Below are 19,064 nucleotides of genomic sequence, written 5' to 3' on the forward strand. Positions count from 1 at the left end.
AGACCTTCAGATTGATCTTTTTCAATTGCCTTAACTAAATGACATTGGTTCACGTCATTCACAGTAACATCGCTTCCTACTCAGCTTCTGTCTCAGTTTCTGCTTCCGCTGCCTCGGATGCCGCCTCTTCTGCCGCTGCCTGCGCATCCTCCGCCGCATCCGCCGCCTCGTCCTCGAACGGAATTACGGCGCCGTCAAAGGTCTCGTTGATGTAATCTTTGATTTCGTCAGATTTCAGAACCTCTACCAGAGCCTTGATGCCCTCGTTGTTCTCGTTGCCCTCTTTTACTGCGATAACATTTACGTAGGTCTTTGCAGCCTCAGAATCAGAAGACTCATAAGCGATCGCATCCTTGCCTACGGAGAAGCCTGCATCCAGCGCATAGTTGCCGTTCAGAACGACAAGCGCTGCCTCTGCGGTGTATTTGGAAACCTGCGCCGCCTCCAGCTCCAGGATCTCCAGATTCAGCGAATTCTCTTCAATATCATTTACGGTTGCGGTAAGACCTGCGCCGTCTGCCAGCTTGATCAGACCGTTGTCCTGCAGAAGAAGAAGCGCTCTCGCCTCATTGGTGGTATCATTCGGAACCGCGATCACATCGCCCTCCTCCAGATCTTCGATGCTGGACTTTGTGCCCGGATAAATGCCAAACGGCTCATAGTGGATACCGCCTGCGTTCACCAGAGAGGTGCCCTGCTCCTCATTGAAGCTCTCCAGATACGGAATGTGCTGGAAATAGTTTGCATCCATTTCACCGCTGTCTACTACCAGGTTCGGCTGTACGTAATCGGTGAATTCCACAACATCCAGCTTCCAGCCCTTTTCCTCCAGAAGCGGTGCCGCTGCTTCCAGGATCTGTGCGTGCGGTGTCGGGGATGCCGCCACGGTGATGGTTCCCTCTTCTGCTGCTGCCGGCGCTGCCAGAGCAAGTGTCAGGGTTGCCGCAAATGCGACTGCTGTCAGTTTTTTCATAATCTTGTCCTCCTTTTTTGTTTTCCTACTTTCTTGCTAGGAATTATATGATTTTTAATCATACACGGATTTCAGCGGCTTGTCAAGTCTATTGTGTAAGAATTTCCAGAAATGTCTGTTTTCCGGAAGCCAAGACTGAAAGCCAGTTTCTGTGAAGCGGTGTTTCCGTCGGATGTGCAAAGCTTCAGATCCCGGAACGCAAGAGCTTCCCGCGCGTAGGCAAGTACAGCCTGCGCCGCTTCTTTTGCATAACCGCGGCGACGGTACTTTCGCGCGATCAGATAGGAAAGCTGCCGCTCCCCCGCCTCGTCATTTTCTATACCGATGCGCCCGATGACTTCACCGGTGCTTTTTTCGGCGATCGTCCACAGCCCGTACCCGTACAGCGGATACTGCCGCTTTATATAGAGGTACAGCGTCTCCTCCGGGCTCTCTGCAAACTGCGTGACGTCCGGGTTCTTTGCTTCCCCGCCGTACATAGCGAGAAACGCTGTGAGATCCTCCATCACCGATTCGCGGATGATAAGCCGCTCCGTCCGGGCGATCGTCCACGGAAGCCCGTAGTGCCGCTGCCACAGCCGGGTGAGTGCGGCATCATCCAGATACGTCCGGACCGATTCGTCTCCTGCCGCGTCCGTCTGACAGCTGCGGCTGCACTCCCGCCGGGTGCCGCCCGGCTTCCCCCGCATATTGTCTCCCTGCAGGATCAGATCCACGCCGTAAACGCCCGCGCCTTTTTTTGTTTCCTGCGCGCTTCCTTCCAGGAATATGCATGGAAGCTTCCTCTGCGCAAGTGCGCGCGCCGCTTCCGGCATCTCTGTTACATAAAATGCGCAGTCTTCTCTCTTTATCGGCGATGCAAGCGCATCTTTAAGCGCCTGCTCATTCTCTACCCTTTGAAGAGCGATCAGCATTTCTCCGGTTCTGGATAATCCACGCCAAAGGTCTCCACCGTCACCGTTTTCATCTTCTGCTCGTCAAGCGGGCGGTCGCTGTAGTCGGTGTCCTCCTCTGCGATGCGGTTTACCACATCCATGCCCTCGATCACTTTTCCGAACGCCGCATAGGAACCGTCCAGATGCGGAGCATCCTTATGCATAATGAAAAACTGGGAACCAGCGGAATTCGGATTCATCGCACGCGCCATCGAGAGCACACCCTCTGTATGCTTCAGATCATTTTTAAAATGATTGCCCGAAAATTCACCTTTAATGCTGTAGCCCGGGCCGCCCATACCGGTGCCGTTCGGACAGCCGCCCTGGATCATAAAGCCGTTGATCACGCGGTGAAAGATAAGCCCATCGTAAAAGCCCTTTTTGATCAGGCTGATAAAATTATTTACACTGTTCGGCGCGATCTCCGGGTAAAGCTCTGCCCTGATCACGTCCCCGTTTTCCATGGTAATTGTTACAATCGGATTTGCTGCCATATTACTTTCTCCTTCTAATCATATATCTTTTGATGCCTGCGAATCACTCCGCAGCCCTAATATCATAATTATGTTTCTATCTGCATAAAAAGTCAAGGTTTTTGTGCCATACAGGGCGATTTTTTACTGCTGATAAATATGGATCCACGGCGTTACCGCTGAAATCGTCGCAAAATCTCCGCGCAGCACCTCTCTTTCGCTGCCGTCCTCGTTGACCACCAGCAGGCGGTCCGCCAGCGAGAGGGAATCGGAGAGCATCATGGTCAGGATCACCACCGCGATCCCCTTATCGAGCAGCATCTCCAGCATTTTCCAGACAAACATGCGGTGAGACAGATCGGCGCCCTTAAAGGGCTGGATGCAGAAAACGACCTTCGGCTTCTGCAGCAGCACGCGCGTGTAGATCATCTGATATTTCTGCTTCTCGCTCAGCTCCTCCACCGGCGTCTCAAAAACCTCCTCCCCAAGGATGGGGCCGTATTCCTGCCGGATGCTGCCGCGGATGCTTCCGCGCAGCCACAGGAAAGGTATCCTGCGCGAGAGGGAGATGCAGAGGTTTTCCATATAGGAAAGCTCCGGGAACACCATGCTCTTTGTGGGCAGCTCCTGTATGACGGCAAGCTTTTCGCTGCCTTTGAATTTCGCCGGTTTTCCAAGGATCCGCAGCTCTCCCGCCTCCGGCTCCTTTTCCCCGGCAATCATCTGCACAAGCTCCTGGAAAATATGGTTTGCCTGGATCTGCACGACCAGGCACTCCCCGCCGGACACCGCAAAGCCAAAGTCGCGGACATATTCCCCGCACAGCCGTTCGGCGCGCAGGACCTCCTCATGCCCGCCGCCATCCTTCTGCCGGCTCTCCAGATGGCTTCTCACCATACGGTCATACTCCGCTGAATACAGGCGAAGGATCTCATCCGCCATCTCCTCCTGGCGCACAAGCTTCTGGATGCGTCCGTTCGAAAACATCGCAGAGCGGTCGCAGACCATAGCGATCTCCTCAAAATGAGGACAGATATACAAAAACGAAAAGCCCTGCGCGGCGTAGTGGTGCAGAATCTCGTGCAGCTTTTTAAGCTCCTCATAGCTGATCAGTGTCCCGATATCATTCAGCACGATCAGCCGGTGTCCCATGACGACCGCACGCAGAAGCTCCACGATCACACGCTCAAATTCCGACAGCGTCTCCACGCGGGCATCCGCAAAAATATGGATGCCGATATCTTCGAAAAACGGCGCAAGCTGCCTGGAGAGCAGCTTTGTGCGCACGATCTCCTGCCCGAAGCTCTGCCGCAGGACAAAAATATTATCCATCACTGTCATATTTTCCACGAGCCGGCTTTTTCCCTCGATGATGCTGATGCGGTTCGGCTGCTTTTTTGCTTCCTTCCAGGAATTGATCTTCTCGCCGCCGTAATAAATGTAGCCGTCATAGAGCGGAAGATTATTCTGCAGAAGCTTTAAAAACGCCGTCATGCCGTGCGCGCTGACCGGGAGTACGCCCATAATCTCCCCGCGGTAAATCTGAAGATTGAAATCCTCCAGCAGCGTGATCTCCTGCTCCATGTATGTCACGCGCTCCATACGAAATATTTCCTGCTTCATCCCAACACATCCCGGTTTTTGATTTCCCGGTCGCTCGTCACGACCGGGAGTGTGATTTCCACATCGGTACCGCTTTGCGGCACCGAATAGACATGGATCCCATATTCATCGCCAAAAATCAGATGAATGCGGTTATTTACATTCGCCAGCGCAATGCCGCCCTGTTTCTCCTCCTCCTGCGAGCCAAGCGTTCCGGCGCTCCTGCCAAGCTTGCGATTCAGCTTCGTTAAGGTTTCCTCATCCATGCCCACCCCGTCGTCGGAAATGCGGATCAGCAGCCGCTCCTGCGTGCGTTCAAAACAAATGCGCAGATTGCCCGTGCCGATCTTCAGCTCCGTTCCATGGATAATGCTGTTTTCCAGGATCGGCTGCAAGGTAAGCTTCGGAATGCGGCAGTTCATGATCTCCGGCCACTCCTCCGGTTCATACTCAATATGTAACTGCAGGCGCTCGCCAAAGCGGTATTTCTGTATACCAAAATACGTCTCGCAATTATCCAGCTCTTCCTCCACCGAGACAAGATTTTCCACCTTCGTGATGGTATAGCGGAAGAATTTCGCCAGCGCCTCGGTCATGTCGGCAACGCCGTCCAGACCGGCGATCAGTGCCTCCCCGCGGATACTCTCCAGCGTGTTGTAAAGAAAATGCGGATTGATCTGATTCTGCAGCGCCAGATACTGCGCCTGCCGTTTATTCAGGTCCATAAACTGCGGAGAGCGGGCGCTCTGCTCGATCAGCATGATCTGGGAATGCATCACCGGCGTGAGCGCGGCAATGTCAAAATCCTTTGTATCCGCCAGCGGATAGCCCTCCGCCAGACGCTGCAGCATTTTTTCGCAGCGGCGGTACGGCAGGACGATCCAGAACCAGCTCACCGCAAGCGCCGCGGCAAGCACGCACAGCATCAGCGCCGCCAGCGCAACGGACGCCTCTTTCCGCCATGCAAGATACAGCTGTGCAGCCGCCAGCGCCGCCAGCGCCGCGGCAGTTACGAGCGCAGTACATGCCACGCGGACCGAGAGATATTTCAGTTTTTCCGGCTGTTTCATGTTTTTTGTCTCTCCTCTATCCGTAAAGCTTCCGGTAGGTTGCCGGCTTCACGCCGACCGTTTTTTCGAAGGTATGCGTAAAATGCTTCAGGTCATTGTACCCCACCCTCCGGCAGATTTCCGCCACAGGCGCGTTTGTCTCCCGCAGAAGGCTCTTTGCCTGCTCCATCCGCACCTGGATCAGATACTTTGCAAAGCCTCCGCCCTCCGTCTTTTTAAAGAGTGTGCTGAAATAAGCGGTGCTTAAGCCCACCGCGCTGCTCACCTCTTCCAGTGTGATCGGCTCGCTGTAATGATTCTGAATATACTCCTTCGCATTGCGGATCGGGCGGACGGCATCATTCTCCCGCTTCTGCCGCAGCTCACTGATCTGCTCCCGCAGAAAATCCGCAAGGCATGAAAACAGTTCCTCCATATTCCGGCACTGTCCGCAGCGTCGGCGAAACGCTTCCAGCCGCTGCGAGCGCTCCTGCATCTGCACATGCGCCGAAAAAATATCAGCAGCGGAGAATACCAGCTCTATGATCTCGCAGCCGCGCACCTCCCTTGTCCGGCGCACCTCTTCCTCCAGCAGTGCCACCGCCGCGTCCGCCTTTTCCACGCTTGTAAGCTCCACAGCCTGTGTGATTTCCCGCAGATAGCGTTCCATCACACTGCTGTTTTTCAGTGCCGACGGTTCTTTTTTATGCTCCAGCACTCTGCCGGTCCCCTTTACGATCCGCTCCTGCATCAGCTCTGCCGCTTCCTTCATGGACACCGCCAGCTCCTCCGGCTGCGTGACGGCGCCTCCGAGCGACATCGAAAAGGTGACGGAGCTGAACAGATTTTTCTGCATCTCGATCTGACCGAGACAGTCCTTGAGCATCCGGCGGACCGCCTCCTGGCGCGATTTTTCATAATTTAAAATTCCCAGACACCAGAAATCCCGGACGCCCAGCAGAAAGCTTTCGCACTTTTCCTTTAAGGAGCGCTCCAGCACCTCGCGCGCCTTTTCCATCAAAACGGCAGCCGAGCCTTCTCCCGGCTCCTGCAGTCCGAAATCCAGCTTCAGGCAAAACGCCTGGAAACAGCCCTTCTGCACCTGCATTCCATATGTTTCCCGGAGGATCTGTGCAGACAGCTCCGTATCCTTTTGCAGAAACAGATTCTCCAGCAGCTCCTCCCGCATACGGCGCACATCCAGCTCCGCCCTGCGCTTCATCTCCTGCCGGTCCTGCTCGGACGCCTGTCTCTGACAGATACGCTCGCGCAGCTTCTCTAAGGTCGCCGTCAGCTCCGCCTTGCTGATCGGCTTCAGCAGATAGTCGCCCACGCCGAATTTGATCGCCTGCTGCGCGTATTCAAAATGCGCATAGCCGCTGATAATAATGATCTCAAGCTGCTTTGCGCTCTGTTTTACCTGCTCGATCAGCTCCAGCCCGCTGCACCCCGGCATACGGATATCCGTGATCAGAATATCCGGGCAGACCTTCTTTACGATCTCACACGCTTCAAGCCCGTTGTGCGCCGTCCCGACGACCTCCATCGACAGCGCCTTCCAGTCGACCAGCGCCTCGATCAGCCGGCAGATCCGCTCCTCATCATCCGCAATTACTACTTTTAACATATCCCCATCCTCACGCCGCTTATCGTTGTATTCCATGATATCATGAAACAGCCCGCTTTACAAGAACTGCGAAAAGACCGCCGGAAGCCCGACGGTCTTTGTAAAGCCGCTGTTTTCTTATTCTGCTTCTTTTGTCAGAACAGATACGCCTGTGTCGGTCACTTCACCGCCAAGGGATTCGCCGCCGATTGCCGCAACTGCTGCCTTTACGCCCTCGTAGCCCATAACATCCGGGTTCTGTGCCATGGTTGCCAGCAGATAGCCGTCGTCGATGAGGTTGAGGATCGCATCGGATTTATCAAAGCCAACGCCGATGATATCCGTGTTGCCGGAAGCCTTGATCGCATTTCCTGCGCCGGTCGTGGAACCTTCGTTGCAGCCGAAGATACCAACAACGCCTTGGGTGATATAGTTCTCAGCGATGGTCTGGGACTTCGCTGCGTCGCCTTCGCCGTACTGTGTTTCCATCAGCTCGAACTCTGTTCCTTCAAATGCTGCGCGGAAGCCTTCCTCACGGTTTACGCAGGAATCTGTTGCCGCGTTTACATTGATGATACCGATCTTGCCGGAGGTGATGCCCTTTTCTTCAAGCGCTTTGAGCATTTCTTCGCCTGCCGTGGTACCTGCTGCCTTGTTGTCTGTGGAGAAGGTAGCCTCTGCGTCCACATTTGCCGGGGAGTCTACGTAAACGATCTTCACGCCTGCCGCTACTGCTTCCTGAAGTGCGGAAGAAATCGCATCCGGACCGTTTGCAGCCACGAGGATCGCCTGATAGCCGCCTGCAACCGCGTTGTTTACACACTCGATCTGCTGAGAGTCATCCTTGGTGTTCGGGGACATGAAATCAACCGTTACGCCAAGCTCCTCCGCTGCCTTCTGTGCGCCCTCGTTCAGGGTGATCCAGTGCTGGTCGATGGAATCCATCGTGATAAGGGCAATCTTTTCTCCCTCTGCGGATGCGCCCATTCCAAACGCCGCCGTTACAGCCAGCATAGATACGGTAAGTGCTGCCAACATTCTTCTCTTCATTTTAAAATCCTCCTTAAATTAAATAGTTTTTATTTCCTATCCGCAGTATGCTGCGGTCTAGTTCTTTTTCTTTTTGCCAAACTGCCCGCTTCTTACGACCACGTCGAGAAGCACTGCGCCGACCACGATCACACCGATGACGATCCGCTGGATACCAACCTGCGCGCCGATCATGTTCAGACCGTTTTCCAGCGTCTGCCAGACTGCCGCACCTGCCAGGGTGCCAAGCAGGATGCCGGTGCCGCCGAGCGGTGATACGCCGCCGATAACGCCTGCCGCAACGCCGTACATTTCATACATATTGCCCGCTTCCATATTTCCCATGCCGGCCTGCGCACAGAGGATCAGACCTACGATCCAGGAGCAGATAGAGCTTACCAGATACGCCTTGATCGTCGTTCCCACCACGTTCACGCCGGAGAGCTTTGCAGCGTCGATGTTGGAACCGATCGCGTAAATGTGGCGTCCCGTGCGCGTCTTCGACAGGATGAAGAAGAATATGATAAATACGATAATAGCGATCCAGAAGGTATTGTAAACTCCCAATGTTTTTCCGTAATAGAAGAAATTCTGGAATTTATCAGCCGTTTCCTTACCGACGCCGGTCGCGATCGCGTCGGTGTTGCGGTTGCCGTTTACCATGTAGGCAACGCCTCTGGTGACAAACATGGTTCCGAGTGTGGCGATGAACGGCGGCAGCTTAAATTTACCTACCAGATAACCGTTTACCACGCCGGTCGCCAGACATGCCAGCAGAGCCACCAGCATTGCAAATACCGGATTTATGCCGTGCGTCATCAGTGTTGCGGAGATCATCGCGCTCATGCCGACCATGGTACCGATGGAAAGGTCGATGTTTCCGGTGATCAGAATGTAGCTCTGCGCGATACCGATCAGCAGGTACTTCGACATGGAACGGAGCAGGTTTAATATATTCTGCCCCGAGAACACCGCCGGGTTAATCACGCCAAATGCAATATAAATAATAATCAGACCGACGAACGCCGTCAGTGCAGCGCCCATGCCCCGGATGCCCAGAAGCTTTTTCAGCGGGCTTTGATTTTTGTTGTTCATGCTATTTCTCCTCCCAGATTACTTGCTGCCGATTTTCTTGTCCTCAAAGGTGGTCGCCAGTGTCAGGATCTCATTCTGCGTCGTCTCCTTCGCCATCACCTCGCCGGTGATCCTGCCGTCGCACATCACGATGATGCGGTCAGCGATCCCCATGACCTCCGGCATTTCCGAGGACACAAACATCACGGCAATTCCCTGCTTCTTGAGCTGATTCATCAGATTGTAGATCTCTACCTTCGCGCCGACGTCGATGCCTCTGGTCGGCTCGTCGAAGATGACTACCCTGGAATCGCGCGCCAGCCATTTGCCGACAACGACCTTCTGCTGGTTGCCTCCGGAAAGGTTGCCGGAGTCGATTTCCACGTTCGGCGTCTTGATCCGCAGGTCATGCACAGCCTTTTCGCAGAGCGCTTCCTCCTTGCTGCTGTTTATCACGCCAAGCTTCCCGCACACCCAGTCGAGATTCGGGAGCGCAAGATTCTGGCGGATACTGAGCTTTGTACAGAGCCCGTCCTTTTTGCGGTCCTCCGGCGCAAGCACTACGCCGTTTTTGATCGCGTCCATCGGACAGTTGATCTTTACCTGTTTGCCATCCACATAGATTTCGCCGCTCTCCTTTGGATCCACCCCGAAGATCGCCCGCGTTGTCTCGGTTCTGCCCGCTCCCATCAGCCCGGCAAAACCGACGATCTCGCCCTCGTAGACGGAAAAACTGATATCCCTTACCATTTTTCCGGCATTGAGATTTTTCACCTCAAATACCTTTTTGCCCTTCTCACACTCCACATGCGGGAATTTTTCTTTGATCTCGCGTCCGACCATGTTTGCGATGATCTGATCCATCGTCATGTCGGCAAAATTTCCGCTCGTGATATACTGCCCGTCGCGCATGATGGTCACGCGGTCGACGATGTGCGACAGCTCCTCCAGGCGGTGCGATATGTAGACGATCCCGTGCCCCTCCGCTTTCAGCTTGCGGATGATGCGGAACAGATCGTCGATCTCCCTCGCCGTCAGCGCGGACGTCGGCTCATCCATGATCAGTATTTTTGCATTAATCGAAAGCGCTTTTGCAATCTCGACCATCTGCTGCTTCGACACCGGCAGGTCGCCGACCGTCTGCCGTGGATCAATATTGATCTTCAGATCATCGAGGATCCGTTTTGCTTCCTCCTCCATCTTTGCGTTATCGAGTGCAAATCTTCCCCGGATCTCCCGTCCAAGAAACATATTTTCCGCAACCGACAGATGACGGCACATATTCAGCTCCTGGTGGATAATCGCCACGCCCGCCTGCTGCGCCTGCTTTGGCGTCAGATCTCCGTACTCCTTTCCGAAGATTTCCATTGTACCGCCGTCCCTTGTGTAGACGCCGCTCAGGATCTTCATCAGAGTGGATTTTCCCGCGCCATTTTCTCCAAGAAGCGCCATGACCTCACCGGAGCGCAGCTCAAAATTAACCGAATCGAGCGCCTTCACTCCCGGAAATGTCTTGGTAATATTTTTCATGGAGACAATGACCTCATTCATTCCGTCGCCCTCCTTTACCGTTAGACAAGTCGCACAGCTTCCGGAGCCTTTCCGGTCGCTGTGTGTACGTTTTCTTTTTCTTAAATCTATTATACTCATTATTTTATTGTGCAAAAAGAGGGGGAGATTTTTGTTTTAGAGGGGTTTTTTATGCATATTGCATTTAAAGTGTTCCGTCGGCGTCACAAATACGTCCGCAGTTCTTCGCTGACACGATCTGCGATCTCATTCGCGATGCGTTCGCATTTTGATCTGTTTAATCCGGCAGCCGTTCCGACCGCCAATAGTTCTTTTCTGCCGGGGTTCGCGCCGTTTCCGTCCACGGAGGTTGTGTGTTCCCCGTAATACGTGCTGCTGTACGTCAGATCATAAGCGGGCGAAAGCCGCCAGGAATCTGTTTTTTCTTCATATAGATAAGTAAAGTTTTTTGCATGGTCGTCGCGGTTGTGCGCAAAAACATTAAAGCACATCCTGCGAAACATATTTTCCATATCCTGCGCATTGTCTCTGGTGAGAATCTTCGTCAGCTTCATCAGCGAATGGTAATCAAGGCTCGGCTGTTCAAAATCAAGCTCCAGAAGCGCCGCTGCCGTGAGCATATGCACGCGCTCTATTTTTCCGTCATTCCCTCGTCTGCGGTCAAACCGCCGCGTGCCAAAATAACCACCGCAGACCTTCGACGGAAAAAGCCTGGTTTCCTCCATCACAATGCCGCACCTTCGCGCGCACACAGAGTAATCATACTCCATCCTTCCCGCCTCCCTGCCATCCACATGCGCCGGAAATTTAATCATCCATTCCTCCCCGTCAATCTGCGTGAGGATTTTCGGCCGCGCGCCGCCGCTGGTGCCGCCGAGACGGTAAAGTGTATCCAGCTCCTCCGTGTATTCCGTATTTAATATTTTCTCACACTGCTGCGCAAGATAGTCCAGATCCAGCACGTTCAGCTCCGACGGCAGAACGATATCCGGACGGTAGACGAGCGCACCCATCCCGGAATTTCCCACAATTGCCAGATGATCCAGCACGTTCAGCGTATCCTCTCCGATATTCTGCGCCCGCAGCATACGGTTCAGCAGAATATTTCCCCAGGCATCCGGCAGGCTGTCCGCAAACACGCCGTACAGTCCGTGAAAATAATGCTTCGCAGTGATAAAAACCTGCTTTTTTAAAGGCAGCGAAAATGGGCTGATGGAAAAGCCGTCCTTAAGCCATGCATCGTCATAAGCAAATGCAATCTTCCGGTCCGACGTCTGCGCAAGCATGCCCACCTTCCGTTCCTTATAAAACACGAATAACTGCTTATCTCGTTTCATTCAGCACCTCCTGTATATCCCGATAGGGAACCTCTGCAAACATCCCGCGGATTTCTTCCGCGCAGTCGAGCGCGACCGCTATTTTCGTAAGTGATAACAGCGAAATCTGCCCTGTCGTCTCAAACCGTTTGACAGAACCGTAGCTGACCCCGCTCGCATTTGCAAGCGCTTCCTGTGAAAGCCCTTTGCGCTTCCGTATCCGTTTTACACGCTTTGCAAGAAGCGCATCCATCTCTTCCGCTGTTTCCCAGATATATTCACTCATGCCTTTTTCTCCCAAAAATAATAGATAATATTTTATCTAAAATCCCTATTTTTAAAGCAATTCAGATAATATATTATCTATTATTATAACACATCTCACGCAAAATATCACGCGCAAAATGGAAAGATTTTTTATTAATGCTTTTTTCACTTGTCTTTGTTTTGCATATCCTGTAAAATGATGCAGGAATGAACAAGATTTTGCAACGATCGGAGGACATGATATTTATGAGTACCATATTTGACACATTGTCGTCGCAGGCCGTCAGTATTTTCGGTCGTATCTTATTTGCCGTGATCGTCTTTTTTGCCGGACGCCTTCTTGTGCGGCAGCTTCTGAAAATGTTTGAAAACGGCGCGTTCCTCTCCCGGATGGACGGCGCCGTCAGAACCTTCATCCAGAGCTTCGCGCATTTCGGGCTTTACTGTGTGCTCGCTATCATCATCGTCAACATTCTCGGCGTGCCGATGACTTCCATCTCCGCACTGATCGCCTCCGCCGGAGTAGCGGTCGGACTTGCCATGCAGGGCGGGCTCTCCAACCTGGCAGGCGGCATCATGCTGATTATTTTCAAACCGTTCAAGCTCGAAGATTATATCGAAACCTGCGGCATCACCGGAACCGCAAAAGAAATCAATTTGTTCTACACGGTGATCGTCACACCGGACAATAAGAGAATTACCGTGCCGAACGGAAACCTGATGAATGCAACCATCATTGACTATTCCGCCGAAAGTCTGCGGCGGGCAGAGGTGATCTTTACCTGTGCAAGAAGTGAAAGCCCTGCAAAAGTACAGGAGCTTATGCTGAAAGCTATGGAAAAAACAGAAAGAATCCTGCCGTCGCCGGAGGCGCCGTTCGCCCGGCTCACCGGCAGCACCGGCGACGCGCTGGAATTTACCGCACGCGCCTGGTGTACCAATGCCGACTACCTGGATGTCCTCTATGACCTGAACCAGAACATCACGGAGGCACTGCAGGAGGCAGGCGTCAAAACGCCCGCCGTGCGCGTCTCTGCAGACGCTTAAACATCACGAAAAGTCTCTCATCCGACAAAAGATCATGCTCCGAAAATTTCCTTCGCCGCCTTCATATTTTCCATAATAGAAACCTCAAACGGGCAGCGGCTCTCACAGGCTCCGCACTGAATGCACTCGCCTGCATGGTGCGGCAGAACTGCGTAGTGCTCTCGCACCGTCTCCGGCACCTCGCCCTGCGCTCTCGCCAGATTCAGGAATTTTGTAACCGACGCCACGTCAATGTGCTTCGGACAGGGCGCGCAATGACTGCAGTACATGCAGTGTCCCTTCCAGCTTATATTCGGGAAAGAGGCAAATGCCAACGCGTAATCCTTTTCCTCCTCAGAAGCCTCTTCGTAAGCAATACTCTGACGAAGCTGCTCTTCTGTGTGCGCGCCTGCAAGCACCGTCGCCACCGCCGGGCGCGTGAGCGCATAATGCAGGCACTGGTTTACCGTCAGCGCTTTCCCCGCCGGAGATAATTTTTCGTCCAGCAGATCTCCGCCGCCAAACGCCTTCATCACGGTGATGCCAACGCCGAGCCGCTGACATGTCTCATATAATTCCTGGCGCTGTGCGTCCATATTTACCAGCGGCGCTTCATAATTTTTCTCCGCCCACAGCTCCTCCACATCCTCACTCGCAGGCTGCAGATCGTAGCAGGGATTCACGCTGAACATCAGCACCTCAATATATCCGCTCTTCACTGCCGCCAGCGCAACCTCCGGGTTGTGGCTGCTCATGCCAATATGCCGGATACTGCCTGCCTTTTTCAGCTCCATCACATATTGCAGAACGCCGCCGTTCATGATCTGCTCCCAGTCGTCCATCGCATCTACATAATGGATCATGCCGATATCTATGTGATCCGTCTGCAGAAGCAAGAGCATTTCCGCAAAACCCTCCTTCACCTCCGCCAGATTTCTTGTCCGCTTATACTGCCCGTTTTTCCAGACGGAACAAACGTGGGACTGGATGATGAACTTCTCCCTTCTGCCCTGCAGCGCCTCCCCGACGCTCGCACGCACCTCCGGGTTCGATGTGTAAAGATCGAAATAATTGATGCCGCACTCCTCGGCGATATCGAAAAAGCGCCGTGTATTCTGGCAATTATCCTCGCCAAAGCCCTCGCAGCCCATGCCGATCTCGCTCACCCGCAGACCGGTCTTTCCCAATTCCCGATAATTCATATATCCTTTCTCCTTTTCTTATGTCGGTGATGCCGGATACAGACAGCCTTCCGCCCTCTGAACCCGGCATCGCAGTATCATCAGTATAACATCTGGAGTTCACTCCAGGTCAAGCATTTCCTCATCCTCTTCCTCCTCCAGCGCTCCCTCCGCCGGACGCCACGCCTGCCCGAACTTCACATCCTTAAAGAGCGCCGCAAGCCCCGTAATCTGCTTCAGACGCAGGATCTCGTCACGATCCATCCCGAGATGCTTGGAAATCCAGGCGTCCGACCGCCCCAGTTCATGCAGCTCCTTTACGATGTTACTCATTAAATCGACGTCGTGGCTTCCGCGCGCACGATTGTGGCGGATCGTGCTCGCCATCCGCTGGTCAAGCGGCTTATTAATCACCGAGACAGGCAGCAGCCCCTTTTCCCGCTCGTAAATATCCGGGTATTCCAGCATAATACGGTAACGGTGAAATCCGTCCACAATAATGTAGGTATCCGTCGTCTTATTATAATAGCAGACGATCGGCATGGTATACCCATCCGCTTTCACGCTCTCGTAAAGCAGCTTCATCTCCGGCGGCGCCACTTTGTTCGGATTGTAGGTATTTGGTTTGATTTTTTCCACCGGAACGGCGATGACATTGTATACCGGACTTTTACGCTCCATTCTCCATATCCTCCAGACTCTTGTATTTTTCGCGGATCAAATCCACCCTTTTCTGCTGCTCCCGTGTCATACCGAAGCCCATGAAGCGACAGGTATGGTCATTTTTCAGAATACAGTAGCACATCCGTTTCCAGCTCGGAATGTCCTTCGTCGATTTAATGTCGTCCGTATCGTCCGGAATCGTTCCGACAAACACGATGCGCGTCTTTTTCTTTAAGGTATAATTTGAAACGCCGTTTCTGCGAATTTTATATCCATGATCGATCAGCTCCTGGATCGTTTCTTCATCCACACCGCCGCCCGTCTTATGCCAGAATTCAATCGAAGTGTTGAATTTTTTCACATAATTATTGCGTAACCTTGCCGGAAGCGTATCCAGCAAAAACAGCGTGTAGGAACGCCATGTGTGACCTTTTGGCAGCGTGATATTCCGGTAGCCCATCGCCTTCGTCCTGCCGTAAATGCTGGCAAAATTTGCCCCGCGCACCCTGCCGACCAGCTTCGTCCAGATTTCCGGATCGATCACCCGGTAAAGATTCAGAGAATCCTTGGAATAATCATTGAACGGCGACGCCACACGCATCTGCGATACTTTCAGCCCCGCCATATAATAAAGATCATACAACCGGTTGTACTCATAGTTAAAAAGATAATTTGCGTGCCAGACATCCTCCGTGGACCAGTCATACAGCGGCGATGCGCACCAGACGTCCTTGAAGGTCCGGCTGATCCAGCACTCGCCCTTGTAGCCATATTTTTTATTTAAGAAGCCGCTGTAACGCTGCAGTGACTCATCCGCCCGCATTCCCAGAAGACACACCGTCTTTTTGTTGCCATGCGAAAGGCGGTACCAGCGCCCGAACTGCTTGGCAAGATCCTCCTGATGCATCCGGTAGCGATAGGTCGTCATCGGATTATTATCCAGATTGATCACATATTCCTTCTGCGGCATCGGACGCACCCAGATATCCTTCTTCGTATCGTCCCACGGATACCAGTACATCTCGTAGCTGCTGAGCGCCGTGCGCGTCGCCATCGGCAGGCATACCCAGTAGGGCTCCACCTCGTCTTTCACGCGCTCAAAGGTCTTCTCCACATACTCTGACGTCACCGTGTACTGCGCCTCAAAATCCTGGTGGAAAACGCCGATCTTCTTCTCCGGGAAGTATTTCCGCTGAAAATCGAGCGTCATATTAAGGAGCAGCCCGCTGTCCTTCCCTCCGGAAAATGACACATAAATATTATCAAACTCCTCGAAGATCAGACGCATCCTTTCCTGAAATGCATCATAAACATTCTGTTTCTCGTATTCCCGTATCATATTGTCACCTTCAAAAACTTCCATAAATTACCAATTTTTCGAGTAACATTGATACTAATTTAACACAAGATTCGACTTTATTCAACAAAAATCCCAAAAGGAAGGACCGAACCCTGCCCCAAGCAGAATTCAGTCCCTTTTACAAAGCCTGTTTTAAAGTATGAAATGCGCCGCGCCTGTTTCTCACAGGAGATATCTTTGTACTGCCGGGCGCTTCTGTATCCATGTTTTCACAAACCGGCTGGTGAAATAACCGACAACTAACCCGATCAGGATTCCCACCGCCACGTCGGTCGGGAAATGCACATAAAGATACAGCCTGGAAAATGCGATGAATGCCGCAAAAACAAACGCCGCGATCCCCCATTTTCTGTGATTTTGATAGATCGCCATCGCGGACACGAAGGACGCCTGCGAGTGTCCGGACGGGAACGAATAGTCGCGCGGATTCGAGACAAGAAGCTGCACGGTATCATTGATCCAGCAAGGCCGGTCCCGCGCCACCAGCGGCTTGATCGTCACGTTCGTGATCAGCGCGCCCACAAGCAGACCGGACAGCATGCAGATGCCGCACACCCGCGTCCTGCGGAAGAACAACAGAAAAATGCCAAGCATGATCCAGAAATCCCTGCCGAACCATGTGACTGTGGTAAAAAAGCTGTCCAGCAGCGGCGTGTGCAGGTTTTGGATCGCATCCAATATAGAAAATTCCCAGCTCATAAAATCCTCCTTTATTTGGGATGGATATATTATATCGAAATCTCTTTTATACTTCAACACAAACCCGTTTGTTTTTCACAGGTTGCTTTTACTTTGGAAATCTCCTTTTGTTTTTCACGGGTTGCTTTTTCTCTGGAAATTTCCTTTTGTTTTTCACAGGTTGCTTTTTCTTTGGAAATTTCCTTTTGTTTTTCTCACGCGGATATTTGTCTTTTTCTGGTTGACACGGCTGGGATTTATGATTATAATAGCGAAAGACATTTCACAATGTCAGATCGTATGATATACTGTGATTTTAGGGCAGGTCGACGCATTCGCTGCTGCGACCGCAAGAGCACGATTTTAGGAGGAAATGAATATGTATTCTTTTGATGAGATCCAGGCAGTGGACAGTGAAGTTGCTTCTGCCATCCGGCAGGAAATCGATCGCCAGAATTCCCACATTGAGCTGATCGCCTCGGAAAACTGGGTGAGCAAGGCTGTCATGGCGGCAATGGGAAGCCCGCTTACCAATAAATATGCGGAGGGCTATCCCGGAAAGCGCTATTACGGCGGATGTGAGTGCGTCGATATTGTAGAAGAGCTTGCAAAGCAGCGTGCCTGCGAATTATTCGGCTGCGAGTATGTGAACGTACAGCCGCATTCCGGCGCACAGGCAAACATGGCGGTATTTTTCGCTATGCTGAAGCCGGGCGATACCGTTATGGGCATGAACCTGGCGCACGGCGGACACCTTTCCCACGGAAGCCCCGCCAATTTTTCCGGCGCATATTTCAACATCGTGCCTTACGGTGTAAATGACGACGGCGTCATCGACTACGAAGAAGTGCGCAGAATCGCTCTTGAAGCGAAGCCGAAGCTGATCGTTGCCGGCGCAAGCGCTTATGCGCGCATCATCGATTTCAAGCGTTTCCGCGAGATTGCGGACGAGGTCGGCGCATATCTGATGGTAGATATCGCTCACATTGCCGGTCTTGTCGCTGCAGGGGTACATCCAAGCCCGATCCCGTACGCGCATGTCACCACGACCACTACACATAAAACGCTGCGCGGTCCGCGGGGCGGCATGATCATGAGCAGCAACGAAATCGCAAAACAGTTTAATTTCAACAAAGCAGTATTCCCGGGCATCCAGGGCGGTCCGCTGATGCATGTGATCGCGGCAAAGGCAGTCTGCTTCAAGGAAGCCCTGCAGCCGGAATATAAGGTATACCAGGAAAATATCGTGAAAAATTCCAGGGCTCTCTGCGCCGGTCTTATGAGCCGCGGCATCAATATCGTTTCCGGCGGCACCGACAATCACCTGATGCTTGTCGACCTGCGCGGCACCGGTATCACCGGAAAGGCAATGGAGAAGCTGCTCGATGACGCAAACATCACCTGCAACAAAAATGCCGTGCCGAACGATCCGGAATCTCCGTTCGTTACCAGCGGCGTCCGTCTCGGTACTGCGGCAGTTACTTCCCGCGGCATGAACGAGGCTGATATGGACAGGATCGCTGAGGCGATCGCACTGATGGTGCAAAGCGCAGACAACAAAGAAAAAGCGATGGCGATCGTTAAAGAGCTGACAGATAAATATCCTCTGAATGCGTGATCTCACAATTTTGAGGGTTACCTGAAGAAAATGTCATATACTGTAAAAAGAGGATGTCCCGATTTTCCGGCGGCATCCTCCTTTATGTTTTTCTATATTTAATATTTCAAAGTACGCATTCGCGCCTGCATTCCAACACGGCATAATTGCGGTGACCCTGTCACAGCTGCGGCCCGGCGTAGAAAAACCTCTGCCCTTTTTATGATCTGGTAATAAACTTTTCTCCGCAGTGCGGGCAGGTGACCTCGATTTTCCCCTTGCCGCGCGGCACGCGCATTTTATTATTACACTTTTTGCATTTGAGATATTTGTGGGTCTTGCGCAGTCCGATCCGCACCTTTAAGCTCTGGAATTTGAAGCGCAGCCTCTCCCGCTGTGCGAGATAGCCCTGGTTTTCCGCCTGCCGCGCACCCAGATTTTTGGAAAATACGCGAAAATATGAGTATATCAGCAGCGCAAACGCGATCAATGTCAGAAGAAAACCGTCCAGCAGCGTGCCAATGATCAAAATAATAAGAGACGTCCAGATGAGAACCATTCCCATCTCATCGATCCCATTTCTGCCCTGCATAAACTGATAAAGCTTATCCTTTAATCCTTTCAAAAAAACTCCCTCCAGACTGCGGCAAAACCTGCCTTTTCCTTAATCACTTCATCCAGTATAAGCTTTTCCTGTTCAAAGCG

At 52.5% G+C, this 19,064-nt stretch carries 18 protein-coding genes; 2 read left to right on the plus strand and 16 right to left on the minus strand.

Annotated elements, in window-relative coordinates; translation table 11 throughout:
* Positions 1–76 precede the first annotated feature (76 nt).
* The 11 genes from ACLU9Q_RS02050 to ACLU9Q_RS02100 all read right to left on the minus strand — a co-directional run bounded on the left by ACLU9Q_RS02050 (position 77) and on the right by ACLU9Q_RS02100 (position 11,873).
* Positions 77–973, minus strand: a complete 897-nt coding sequence (locus tag ACLU9Q_RS02050; RefSeq protein WP_296839777.1) for a MetQ/NlpA family ABC transporter substrate-binding protein — start codon at positions 971–973, stop codon at positions 77–79.
* 71 nt (positions 974–1,044) lie between these two features.
* The gene (locus ACLU9Q_RS02055; RefSeq protein ID WP_296908030.1) at positions 1,045–1,887 is read right to left on the minus strand and encodes a GNAT family N-acetyltransferase; all 843 of its coding nucleotides are present in this window, start codon (positions 1,885–1,887) and stop codon (positions 1,045–1,047) included.
* Positions 1,881–2,402 (minus strand): peptidylprolyl isomerase, encoded by a 522-nt coding sequence (locus tag ACLU9Q_RS02060; RefSeq protein WP_296908032.1) that lies wholly within the window; start codon positions 2,400–2,402, stop codon positions 1,881–1,883. Before ACLU9Q_RS02060 ends, ACLU9Q_RS02055 begins: the two co-directional genes overlap by 7 nt.
* Positions 2,403–2,525: 123 nt before the next feature.
* Entirely contained in the window at positions 2,526–4,004 is a 1,479-nt protein-coding gene (locus ACLU9Q_RS02065; protein WP_296908034.1) for an ATP-binding cassette domain-containing protein, read from the minus strand.
* The gene (locus ACLU9Q_RS02070; RefSeq protein ID WP_296908036.1) at positions 4,001–5,053 is read right to left on the minus strand and encodes a sensor histidine kinase; all 1,053 of its coding nucleotides are present in this window, start codon (positions 5,051–5,053) and stop codon (positions 4,001–4,003) included. The genes ACLU9Q_RS02065 and ACLU9Q_RS02070 overlap by 4 nt, the downstream gene beginning before the upstream one ends.
* A 16-nt stretch (positions 5,054–5,069) precedes the next feature.
* A complete protein-coding gene (locus ACLU9Q_RS02075) occupies positions 5,070–6,659 on the minus strand; it encodes a response regulator (RefSeq protein ID WP_296908038.1) in 1,590 nt (529 codons plus the stop codon).
* A 117-nt stretch (positions 6,660–6,776) separates the two neighbouring features.
* Positions 6,777–7,688: an ABC transporter substrate-binding protein gene (locus tag ACLU9Q_RS02080; RefSeq protein ID WP_296837374.1), complete on the minus strand. Its 912-nt coding sequence runs from the start codon at positions 7,686–7,688 to the stop codon at positions 6,777–6,779.
* A gap of 57 nt (positions 7,689–7,745) precedes the next feature.
* A complete protein-coding gene (locus ACLU9Q_RS02085; protein WP_296837371.1) occupies positions 7,746–8,762 on the minus strand; it encodes an ABC transporter permease in 1,017 nt (338 codons plus the stop codon).
* An 18-nt stretch (positions 8,763–8,780) separates the two neighbouring features.
* On the minus strand, positions 8,781–10,292 hold the full coding sequence (locus ACLU9Q_RS02090) for a sugar ABC transporter ATP-binding protein (protein ID WP_296837368.1): 1,512 nt from the start codon (positions 10,290–10,292) through the stop codon (positions 8,781–8,783).
* Positions 10,293–10,474: 182 nt separating this feature from the next.
* Entirely contained in the window at positions 10,475–11,608 is a 1,134-nt protein-coding gene (locus ACLU9Q_RS02095) for a type II toxin-antitoxin system HipA family toxin (RefSeq protein WP_296837365.1), read from the minus strand.
* Positions 11,595–11,873, minus strand: coding sequence for a helix-turn-helix domain-containing protein (locus tag ACLU9Q_RS02100; RefSeq protein ID WP_296837361.1), 279 nt, complete (start codon positions 11,871–11,873; stop codon positions 11,595–11,597). The genes ACLU9Q_RS02095 and ACLU9Q_RS02100 overlap by 14 nt, the downstream gene beginning before the upstream one ends.
* A 227-nt stretch (positions 11,874–12,100) precedes the next feature.
* Between ACLU9Q_RS02100 and ACLU9Q_RS02105 the strand changes: the two genes are divergently transcribed.
* On the plus strand, positions 12,101–12,901 hold the full coding sequence (locus tag ACLU9Q_RS02105) for a mechanosensitive ion channel family protein (protein WP_296837358.1): 801 nt from the start codon (positions 12,101–12,103) through the stop codon (positions 12,899–12,901).
* Between the two features lie 32 nt (positions 12,902–12,933).
* On the opposite strand, the gene ACLU9Q_RS02110 is transcribed toward ACLU9Q_RS02105, so the two are convergent.
* From ACLU9Q_RS02110 to ACLU9Q_RS02125, 4 genes are all read right to left on the minus strand, one after another.
* Positions 12,934–14,082, minus strand: a complete 1,149-nt coding sequence (locus tag ACLU9Q_RS02110; protein ID WP_298514871.1) for an aldo/keto reductase — start codon at positions 14,080–14,082, stop codon at positions 12,934–12,936.
* Positions 14,083–14,181: 99 nt separating this feature from the next.
* On the minus strand, positions 14,182–14,742 hold the full coding sequence (locus tag ACLU9Q_RS02115; protein WP_296837353.1) for an IbrB-like domain-containing protein: 561 nt from the start codon (positions 14,740–14,742) through the stop codon (positions 14,182–14,184).
* Entirely contained in the window at positions 14,732–16,063 is a 1,332-nt protein-coding gene (locus tag ACLU9Q_RS02120) for a phosphoadenosine phosphosulfate reductase (protein ID WP_296837351.1), read from the minus strand. Before ACLU9Q_RS02120 ends, ACLU9Q_RS02115 begins: the two co-directional genes overlap by 11 nt.
* Positions 16,064–16,246: 183 nt before the next feature.
* Positions 16,247–16,783 (minus strand): phosphatase PAP2 family protein, encoded by a 537-nt coding sequence (locus ACLU9Q_RS02125; protein ID WP_412624593.1) that lies wholly within the window; start codon positions 16,781–16,783, stop codon positions 16,247–16,249.
* A gap of 358 nt (positions 16,784–17,141) precedes the next feature.
* Here ACLU9Q_RS02125 and glyA point away from each other — a divergent pair, with 358 nt between their 5' ends.
* Positions 17,142–18,380: a serine hydroxymethyltransferase gene (gene glyA / locus ACLU9Q_RS02130; protein ID WP_412624594.1), complete on the plus strand. Its 1,239-nt coding sequence runs from the start codon at positions 17,142–17,144 to the stop codon at positions 18,378–18,380.
* A 199-nt stretch (positions 18,381–18,579) separates the two neighbouring features.
* Here the strand turns inward: glyA and ACLU9Q_RS02135 are convergent, their stop codons facing one another.
* Complete coding sequence (locus ACLU9Q_RS02135; RefSeq protein ID WP_296837344.1) at positions 18,580–18,984, minus strand: hypothetical protein; 405 nt, start codon at positions 18,982–18,984, stop codon at positions 18,580–18,582.
* Between the last annotated feature and the right edge of the window lie 80 nt (positions 18,985–19,064).

This window comes from Marvinbryantia sp. (genome assembly GCF_047017445.1).
Lineage (GTDB): Bacteria > Bacillota > Clostridia > Lachnospirales > Lachnospiraceae > Marvinbryantia.